This is a genomic window from Dactylosporangium sp. NPDC005572 (genome assembly GCF_040605515.1).
Lineage (GTDB): Bacteria > Actinomycetota > Actinomycetes > Mycobacteriales > Micromonosporaceae > Dactylosporangium.
This window is the reverse complement of the sequence record NZ_JBEXCY010000144.1, coordinates 22,088-29,582: the sequence shown is the minus strand read 5'-3', so window position 1 is coordinate 29,582 and position 7,495 is coordinate 22,088. Positions and strand designations below refer to the sequence as shown.

The window sequence follows — 7,495 nt, the reverse complement described above, 5'->3', positions numbered from 1 at the left end:
CGAACCTCCCCACCCCGCCAGGACCCAAGACCCCACCCACCCAGGACCAACGACCGGGCCCCAGGTCAGCTCGGATGCCAGAGGAGGAAGCGGCTCAAGCACTCCAGGGCGAACGAGTCGAAGGCGGCACGAGGGGTGCCCGTGCCCTCCATGCCGTAGTCGATCACCACCAGGAGGCGGTTGCCCAACCGCAACGCCAGCATGAAGTACGCGGCGCCGGCGTAGGTGCGGGACAGCAGGATGTGGTCGTCGCCGCCGTAGCCCTCCGTTTCGAGCTGGCCGTAGGTCACCGTCTGCCAGATCGGGTCGGTCTTGCTCGCCGGGCGTTCGACCGACGGGCACGCGACCAGGGCCTGGCGGAGCTCGGTCATGTACCGCTGCGCGCCGTCGTCCAGGTACCACGTTCTCGTCTCGGCCATCCGTGACCGGCCGAGGGTGCCGTTCCAATGGTGGACGGCCTCCCGCGTCTCGCGGGCGGTGATCTGCGCGTCGCTCGGGTTCGTCATGGTCTCGCAGGGGGCCGGCAGGCGCTCGTCCTGGAAGTACACCGAGGGGGGCACGCACGCCTTCGGGTCGGTGTTGCACGGATGCGGGGACGGCGACGGCGACGGGGTGGCGCCCGGGACCGGGGGCGGCGGCTCCGACCTGCGGGGCAGCGCGGCGTAGGTACCGGCCGCGGCGAGCAGCACCGCGGCGCACGCCGTCACCACGCGCAGGCGGGTGCGGCGGGTGCCGGTGCGGCGCAGCGCCGCCGGGTCCGGCAGTTCCGCGCGGTCCGCCTCCGCCGACAGGACCGCCAGCGCCTGCGCGATCTCGTCAGGCATCGGACGCACCTTTCACCGAGAGACTCACCGAGAGACTCGCCGAGAGCGCCGAGCGGCCGCGGGACAGCCAGGACTTCACCGTGCCGACCGGGGCGCCCACCTCCACCGCGATCTCCTCCACCGGGCGGTCCAGGAGGTAGTGCAGGGCCAGGGCCCGGCGCTGGTCGACCGGCAACGACCGCAGGAGGGACACCACCAGCAGGGTGTCCTCCGACGGGGGCGGGACGTCGGCCGGCGGGCGCTGGCGGGCCGCGAACAGCCGGCGGACCGTCACGCGGCGCCAGCGGTCGGTGGCCAGGTGGAACAGGACCGTGCGGAGCCAGACCTCGGCGGACTCGTACGAGCTGATCCGCGACCAGTGTTGCCAGGCGCGGACGTACGCCTCCTGGGTCAGGTCCTGAGCGTCCGCCAGGTCGCCGGTCAGGGCGTACGCGTAGCCCAGGACCCGCCGCGACGTCCCCCGGTAGAAGGCGTCGAACGATCGTGCCGCGTCGGCGGTCATACCTGTAGACACGGCGGAGCCGCCGGAAAGGATGCACCCGAACGTGACCGACCCCGGGATGTCTCAGGGTGCGGGCACCAGGGCCGGCGTGCCGCGGGGCACCGACACCCAGCCCATCTCCTTGAACCAGCCGGGCAGTGCCCGCCGCAGCCCGGCCGGGCCGTCGAGGACCACGTCGCCGGTGCGCAGGACGGCGGCCCAGGTGCGGTTGCCGAGCCACACGTCGACCATCGCGCGCAGGTCGGCGGTCACGTGGACGCCCACCTCGTGGCCCGGGTCGGCGTCGCACACGTCGGCCTCGGCCGGCGTGAGCACCAGCCACCAGTGCCGCACGGCCGGCGGTACTGTCGGAAATCGGAAACCGACGACGGTCCGGCCGGCCGGCAGGGCCGAATGGTCGACATTCCGACGCATGTCCCACAGCAGCAGCTTCGGGTCGAGGTCGCGGTCGCCGAGCTCGCCGATCCAGCGCACGCCCCACGCGCCGATCGCGCGGACGATCGGCTCCAGCTCCCGGCCGGCGGGGGTGAGCTCGTAATGCACCTCGCCGCCCTCCGGCCGCCGGTCGACCAGACCGGCGCCGGCCAGCTGCTGGAGGCGCTTGGACAGCAGCGTGGGCGACATCCGCGGCAGCCCGCGGCGCAGGTCGTTGAAGTGCCGGCTGCCGGCGATCAACTCGCGCACGACCAGCAGGGTCCACCGCTCGTCGAGCAGCTCCATGGCCTTGGCGACGGGGCAGAACTGGTAGTACGAGGCTCCCATTCCTCGACGGTAGAGCGCGGTACAGATGTTGTACTAGGCGTCGCCGAGTCGCGTTTCTAGCGTCGGAAGCATGGACGAGTTGAAGCAGAAGCACCGGGCCATGTGGGCCCTGGGTGACTATCCGGCCGTGGCCACCGACCTCATCCCCGAGCTGGGTGAGGTGATGGTCAAGGCGTGCAACATCGGGCCCGGGCAGCGGGTCCTGGACATCGCGGCCGGCAGCGGCAACGCGGCGGTCCCGGCGGCCCTGGCCGGGGCGCAGGTCGTGGCCAGCGACCTCACCCCCGAGCTGCTGGCGACCGGCAAGGCGACGGCGCCGGTCGCGCTGGAGTGGCGGGAGGCCGACGCCGAGGCGCTGCCGTTCGAGGACGCGTCGTTCGACGTGGTCATGTCGGTCGTCGGCGTGATGTTCGCGCCGCACCACCAGGCCGCCGCCGACGAGCTGGTCCGGGTGTGCCGCCCGGGCGGGACGATCGGCCTGGTCAGCTGGACGCCGGGCGGGTTCATCGGGCAGATGTTCAGGACGATGAAGCCCTACGCGCCGCCCCCGCCGCCCGGCGTGCAGCCGCCGCCGCTGTGGGGCGACGAGGCGCACGTCCGGGCGCTGCTCGGCGACCGGGTCACCGACGTGGTGGCGGAGCGGCGCACGGTACACATCGGCAACTTCGCGGACGGGGCCGCGTTCCGCGACTTCTTCAAGCGGGTCTACGGCCCGACGATCGCCGCCTACCGCAACCTGGCCGACCGCCCGCAGGACGCCGCCGAGCTCGACCGGGCGCTGGCCGCGCTGGGCGACGGGCCGGACGGGAAGGACTGGGAGTACCTCCTGCTGACCGCGGTCAGGGCGTAGGGATCCGGGCGGCCACCGCGTACGCCTCGAGGGTGGCGGTCCAGGCGCCGGGCTCGTCGAACGTGCCGCGCATGGCGGCCGCGTCGGCGCCGAACGCGTCGAGGTCGCGGTGCTCCAGCCGGACGCGGGTCCGGCCGGGGCCCGCCTCGGTGAACGTCACCTCCACGGAGGTCACGAGGTTTTCGTGGTACTTCCAGTCGGCCCCGATCTGCCAGGTGAGCACGACCCGGCCGGGCGGCTCCCACGCGGCGACGAAGCCGGTCGACGTCTCGGTGCCGTCCTCGTGCCGGGTGTACCAGCGGCCGCCGCGGTGCGGCTCGATGACGATGCGCTCGATCGGCGCCGAACCGATGTGGTGTGCGCTCGGCCACCACGACGTCATGTCGGCGGTGAAGATCTCGAAGGCGCGCGCGGGGTCGGTGTCGACGACGGTCTCGCGCAGGATGGACTCGACGGTCTGGATCATGGCTGGTCGCCCTTCTCGTCATGGACTCGTTGCTCGAACGCGGCCATCGAACGGGCCCAGAACCCGTCGAGGTGCGCCCGCAGTGCGGCGAGGGCCCCGGGGTCGGCCTGGTAGAGCCGGCGGGTGCCGTGCTGCCGGTCGGTCACCAGGCCGGCCTCCTTGAGGACCTTGAGGTGCTGGGACACGGCGGGGCGGCTCACCGGCAGCACCTCGGCGAGCTCGCCGACGGCAAGCGGTCCGTCGGCGAGCCGGTCGAGGATGGCCTGCCGCGTCGGGTCCCCGAGCGCGGTCAGCATCGCGGCTACGTTCGTCATGGCTTACCGTAAGCTACCACTTACCGAGCATCGTGACCAGCCCGTCAGAGCCGGTAGACGGCCACCGACCCGCTGCGGTAGCGCGGTTCGGCGTAGTCGGGCAGGCGCGGCGACAGGCCGGGGGTGGTCTCGTCGACCATGAGCCACCGCACGTGGTACCGCGTCCGCAGCACCCCGATGGTCTGCTCCGACGGCAGCTCGAAGGCGGCGTCGTTGTCGGCCAGCTTCGACGGGTCCCAGTAGGGCACGTAGATCGCGTTCACCCCGGAGGCGGCCGCGTCCACGTGGGCCTTGGCGGTGAAGCCCCAGCCCTCGACGAGGAAGCGGCGCTCGGCGTGGGCGGCGAACCAGAAATGCCGGTTGTCGCAGCGGCCGGGCACGGCGTAGGCGCCGCCGACGCAGTGCGCGTTCGTGGCCACCAGGTCGTCGGGCGCGGAGTGCTCGCGCAGCCAGTGGCCGGCCGCCCGGGTGCCCGGGGTGACGAACGGGACGGTCTGCACGACGCCGCGCCAGCCGCCCTCCTGCGACTCGCGGGTCATGAGGTACAGGTGCTTCACCGACGTCACGAGGCAGGCGCCGGCGAGCAGGGCGACGACCAGCGTGCGCCACTCGGGCCGGCGGGTCCGCCGGACGAGCCACGCGACGATCCCAAGCAACAGGAGGCTCAGGAGGTACGGCCAGATCAGCGCCCAGGCGGTCAGGGCCACGCTGCCGGTGGTGCGCTCCCGCGGCACCCACTGCGGGCCGAGGACGTGCACAACGCCGAGGATCAGGCCGCCGCCCGCCGTCGCGGCGAGGACCCGCAGGACCGTGGGGCGCGCCGGCAGCCCCTCCGGGGTGAGCAGGGCCAGGCCCGCGGCGGCCGCGAGGGACAGGTACGGGCGGCCGGAGACCATGAACCAGCCCTCGGCGCCGCCCTCGTGGCCGAACAGCAGCAGCCCGGCGACGCCGGACAGGCCGATGCCGAGCACCAGCACGGCCGGCGTCGGGTCGGCCGCCCGCCCGCGGAGCCGGCGCAGACCGGCGAGCCCGGGCCAGATGCAGGCCCAGCAGACCAGGGTGATGGCCAGCACGACGAGCAGCCGCCAGACTTGACGACCGCCGTCCGGGCCGGCGAAGCCGGTGGTGTACGGGGCGCCGGAGATCTGCGCGAAGTGCAGCGGGTCGACGGTCATGCCCTGGGAGGCGCCGCCGAACAGCACGAACTGCGCGAACAGCATCGCGAGCAGGGTGACGCCGGTCGCCGCGAGGACGCCCGGGTGGACCCGGCGCCGGGCCGCCAACTGGACCGCGATCACCAGCAGCAGGCCGGCCAGCAGCATCGGCATGAAGGTGGCCTTGCCGCCGGTCACGGCGACGACGAGCAGGACCACGAGGGCCCATCGGGCGGCGCCCGGGCGGCGCAGCGCCTCCAGCAGGGCGAGCACCAGGCCGGCGAAGAGCACCGCGCCGAACGTCTGGGTTGGGCTGGTCCACAGCTGGGCCCGCAGGGAGGAGCCGTCCTCGTAGGCGTTGGTGCCGAACGCGGAGAACCAACCCGCGAGGGGCCAGTGGTACGGCAGCGGCGCGAGCACGAAGAACGTGATGACGACGGCCGCGGCCGCCGCCCACCAGCGGCCGGTGAGTCGCCGGCCGAGGACGCCCACGAGCGCGACCAGCCCGAACAGCATCGGCAGCGGGCCGAGGCGCACCAGCAGCACGTGCGGCTCGATGCCGGTCGCCCACGACGTGGCGGCCAGTTCGGCGTAGACGAACCAGTGGTACAGCACCGGCTGGTCGGCCAGCCACGGCGACATCAACGGCATGTGGTGCTTCGCGTCGCCGATCAGCGCCAGGTGGAACGGCGAGTCGGCGTCGGGGCTGAGCATGCCCGGCTCGACGAGCGCGTGCGTGCGGAAGAAGCGCACGCAGCTCCAGTAGAACAGGACCCCGGCGGTGCCGGAGACGACCGCCGACCACCACACGGGTGTGCGGTCCTCGTCGCGGTCGCCGGGCCGCCAGTACCGCCGCAGCCGCGGTACCGCCAGGAACACCCCGATCGTCCCGGCCGCCCAGGCGGGGGTGAGCAGCGGCAGCCCGGCGGCGCGGGCGGCGATGTACACCAGCACCTCGCAGCCGTAGCCGACGGCCAGCCCGGCGGCGGCGTCCTCGACCAGCCAGTCGGAGCGGCCGCGCGCGGCCCGCCAGAGCAGCGTGCCCGGCACGACGATGCCGAGGCCGGCGTATGCCGCGAAGCTCGCGGTGTCGACGGCGGAGACCCCGTAGTACCGCAGCCCCGCCGTGACCGCGAGCGCGACGACGACGGCCGGCACCCACGCGAACGACCGCCGCCGTCCGGAGGCTCTCCGGTCCGTAATGGCCGATTGGTGCTGAGCGACCGTATATGCCACAGAATCCGCCGTTTCATGGAGTGATGGGGGAAACCTATGCAACGCCGGGACGACGCGCGCGGCTGCGCCGTTTCTCCACCCCGGATGAATGAGACGGCGAGCGCACGTTCCGTAGGCCGGGAGGCGTCCGGCCGCCGCACCCCGGGCGGGTGACGGCGGCTGAGAAATACTGGGCCGATGAGCAGCGCGAGCACGCAGGTCGAGGACGTCATCCGGGGTCGCGTGGACTACGAGGACGGGCTCGACCGGCTGTCCGTGGCGCCCGCCGCCGACGTCGACCCGGCGCTGTTCGCGGCGCTGGCCGAGGCCTCCGCGCGGCTGTTCGAGCGGGGCTGGCAGCCGGCCGAGCTCCAGCGGGCGGCCACCCGGCGGGGGCGGCCGTCGCTGGCGCCGCTGGTGGCCGACGCGGTGGCCGCGCACCTGCGGCGGTACCGCCGCAGCACCGTGGACGAACGCTGGCTGGAGCAGGCGGACTCGCTCGGTGCCGGGGTGTGGTGGGCGGACGACGCGGCCTACGTCGGCGCGGTCGCCGCCCGCCGCCGGTCCGACCGGGTGCCGGTGCTCGACGACCTGCTCACCCTGCTCGGCGTGCTCGCGGCGCTGCCGCCGGTCGAGGTGCTCGTGCCGCCGCCGGGCAACGCGCCCGCCCGGGCCGCGTCCAGGGTCGACGAGCGCCTGCTCGACCGGGTCCGCGCGCTGCTGGCGAAGGCCGAGTCGACGACCTACCCGGCGGAGGCCGAGACCTACACCGCGAAGGCGCAGGAGCTGATCGCGCGGCACAGCATCGACGAGGCCCTCGCGTACGGCGGCGCGGCGGACGCGACCGTGGTGCCGTTCGCCCGCCGCATCGGCGTCGACCACCCGTACGAGAACGAGAAGGCGTCGCTGCTGAGCGCGGTCGCCGACGCGAACCGCTGCCACGCGGTGTGGTCGCCGGAGCTCGGGTTCTGCACGGTGTTCGGGTTCGACGCCGACCTCGACGCGGTCGACCTGCTGTACACGTCGCTGCTCGTGCAGGCCCACCGGGCGATGGCACGGTCGGAGCCGCCCGGCGGCAAGGCGGGCCGGTCCCGGCTCAAGGCGTTCCGCCAGTCGTTCCTGGTGGCGTTCGCGGTGCGCATCGGCGAGCGGCTGACCCAGGTCGCCGAGGCGGCCCTTTCGGCGGCTGTCGCGGCGGCCACCGCCCCGGACCTGCTGCCCGTGCTGCGCTCCCGCGACGAGCAGGTGCAGGAGACCATGCGGCGGGTGTTCCCGCGCACGGTCCGCGGCCGGGGCAGCCGGGTCGACAGCCTGGAGGGCTGGGAGTCCGGCCGGGAGGCGGCGGACGCGGCGGAGCTGCCCGTTCGGAGCTGATCTTCAACCGGACGGCTGACCCCCGCCAACCGGG

The 7,495-nt window shown here is 73.9% G+C and carries 8 protein-coding genes; 2 read left to right on the top strand and 6 right to left on the bottom strand.

Features of this window, described 5'->3' with window-relative positions; genetic code table 11:
- Positions 1 to 65: 65 nt before the first annotated feature.
- The 3 genes from ABZS66_RS43105 to ABZS66_RS43095 all read right to left on the bottom strand — a co-directional run bounded on the left by ABZS66_RS43105 (position 66) and on the right by ABZS66_RS43095 (position 2,088).
- Positions 66 to 824, bottom strand: a complete 759-nt coding sequence (locus ABZS66_RS43105; protein WP_354768353.1) for a hypothetical protein — start codon at positions 822 to 824, stop codon at positions 66 to 68.
- The gene (locus ABZS66_RS43100; RefSeq protein ID WP_354768352.1) at positions 817 to 1,326 is read right to left on the bottom strand and encodes a SigE family RNA polymerase sigma factor; all 510 of its coding nucleotides are present in this window, start codon (positions 1,324 to 1,326) and stop codon (positions 817 to 819) included. Before ABZS66_RS43100 ends, ABZS66_RS43105 begins: the two co-directional genes overlap by 8 nt.
- A 63-nt stretch (positions 1,327 to 1,389) precedes the next feature.
- On the bottom strand, positions 1,390 to 2,088 hold the full coding sequence (locus tag ABZS66_RS43095) for a helix-turn-helix domain-containing protein (protein ID WP_354768350.1): 699 nt from the start codon (positions 2,086 to 2,088) through the stop codon (positions 1,390 to 1,392).
- 70 nt (positions 2,089 to 2,158) lie between these two features.
- Between ABZS66_RS43095 and ABZS66_RS43090 the strand changes: the two genes are divergently transcribed.
- Positions 2,159 to 2,938, top strand: coding sequence for a class I SAM-dependent methyltransferase (locus tag ABZS66_RS43090; protein WP_354768348.1), 780 nt, complete (start codon positions 2,159 to 2,161; stop codon positions 2,936 to 2,938).
- Here ABZS66_RS43090 and ABZS66_RS43085 read toward each other — a convergent pair.
- From ABZS66_RS43085 to ABZS66_RS43075, 3 genes are read right to left on the bottom strand one after another with little or no spacing between them, the layout of a single operon-like run.
- Positions 2,928 to 3,404 (bottom strand): SRPBCC family protein, encoded by a 477-nt coding sequence (locus tag ABZS66_RS43085; protein ID WP_354768346.1) that lies wholly within the window; start codon positions 3,402 to 3,404, stop codon positions 2,928 to 2,930. The genes ABZS66_RS43090 and ABZS66_RS43085 overlap by 11 nt on opposite strands.
- Entirely contained in the window at positions 3,401 to 3,718 is a 318-nt protein-coding gene (locus ABZS66_RS43080; RefSeq protein WP_354768344.1) for a metalloregulator ArsR/SmtB family transcription factor, read from the bottom strand. Before ABZS66_RS43080 ends, ABZS66_RS43085 begins: the two co-directional genes overlap by 4 nt.
- Positions 3,719 to 3,762: 44 nt before the next feature.
- Positions 3,763 to 6,030, bottom strand: coding sequence for a hypothetical protein (locus tag ABZS66_RS43075; RefSeq protein ID WP_354768342.1), 2,268 nt, complete (start codon positions 6,028 to 6,030; stop codon positions 3,763 to 3,765).
- 255 nt (positions 6,031 to 6,285) lie between these two features.
- Between ABZS66_RS43075 and ABZS66_RS43070 the strand changes: the two genes are divergently transcribed.
- The gene (locus ABZS66_RS43070; protein ID WP_354768341.1) at positions 6,286 to 7,461 is read left to right on the top strand and encodes a DUF2786 domain-containing protein; all 1,176 of its coding nucleotides are present in this window, start codon (positions 6,286 to 6,288) and stop codon (positions 7,459 to 7,461) included.
- The last annotated feature ends 34 nt before the right edge of the window (positions 7,462 to 7,495 follow it).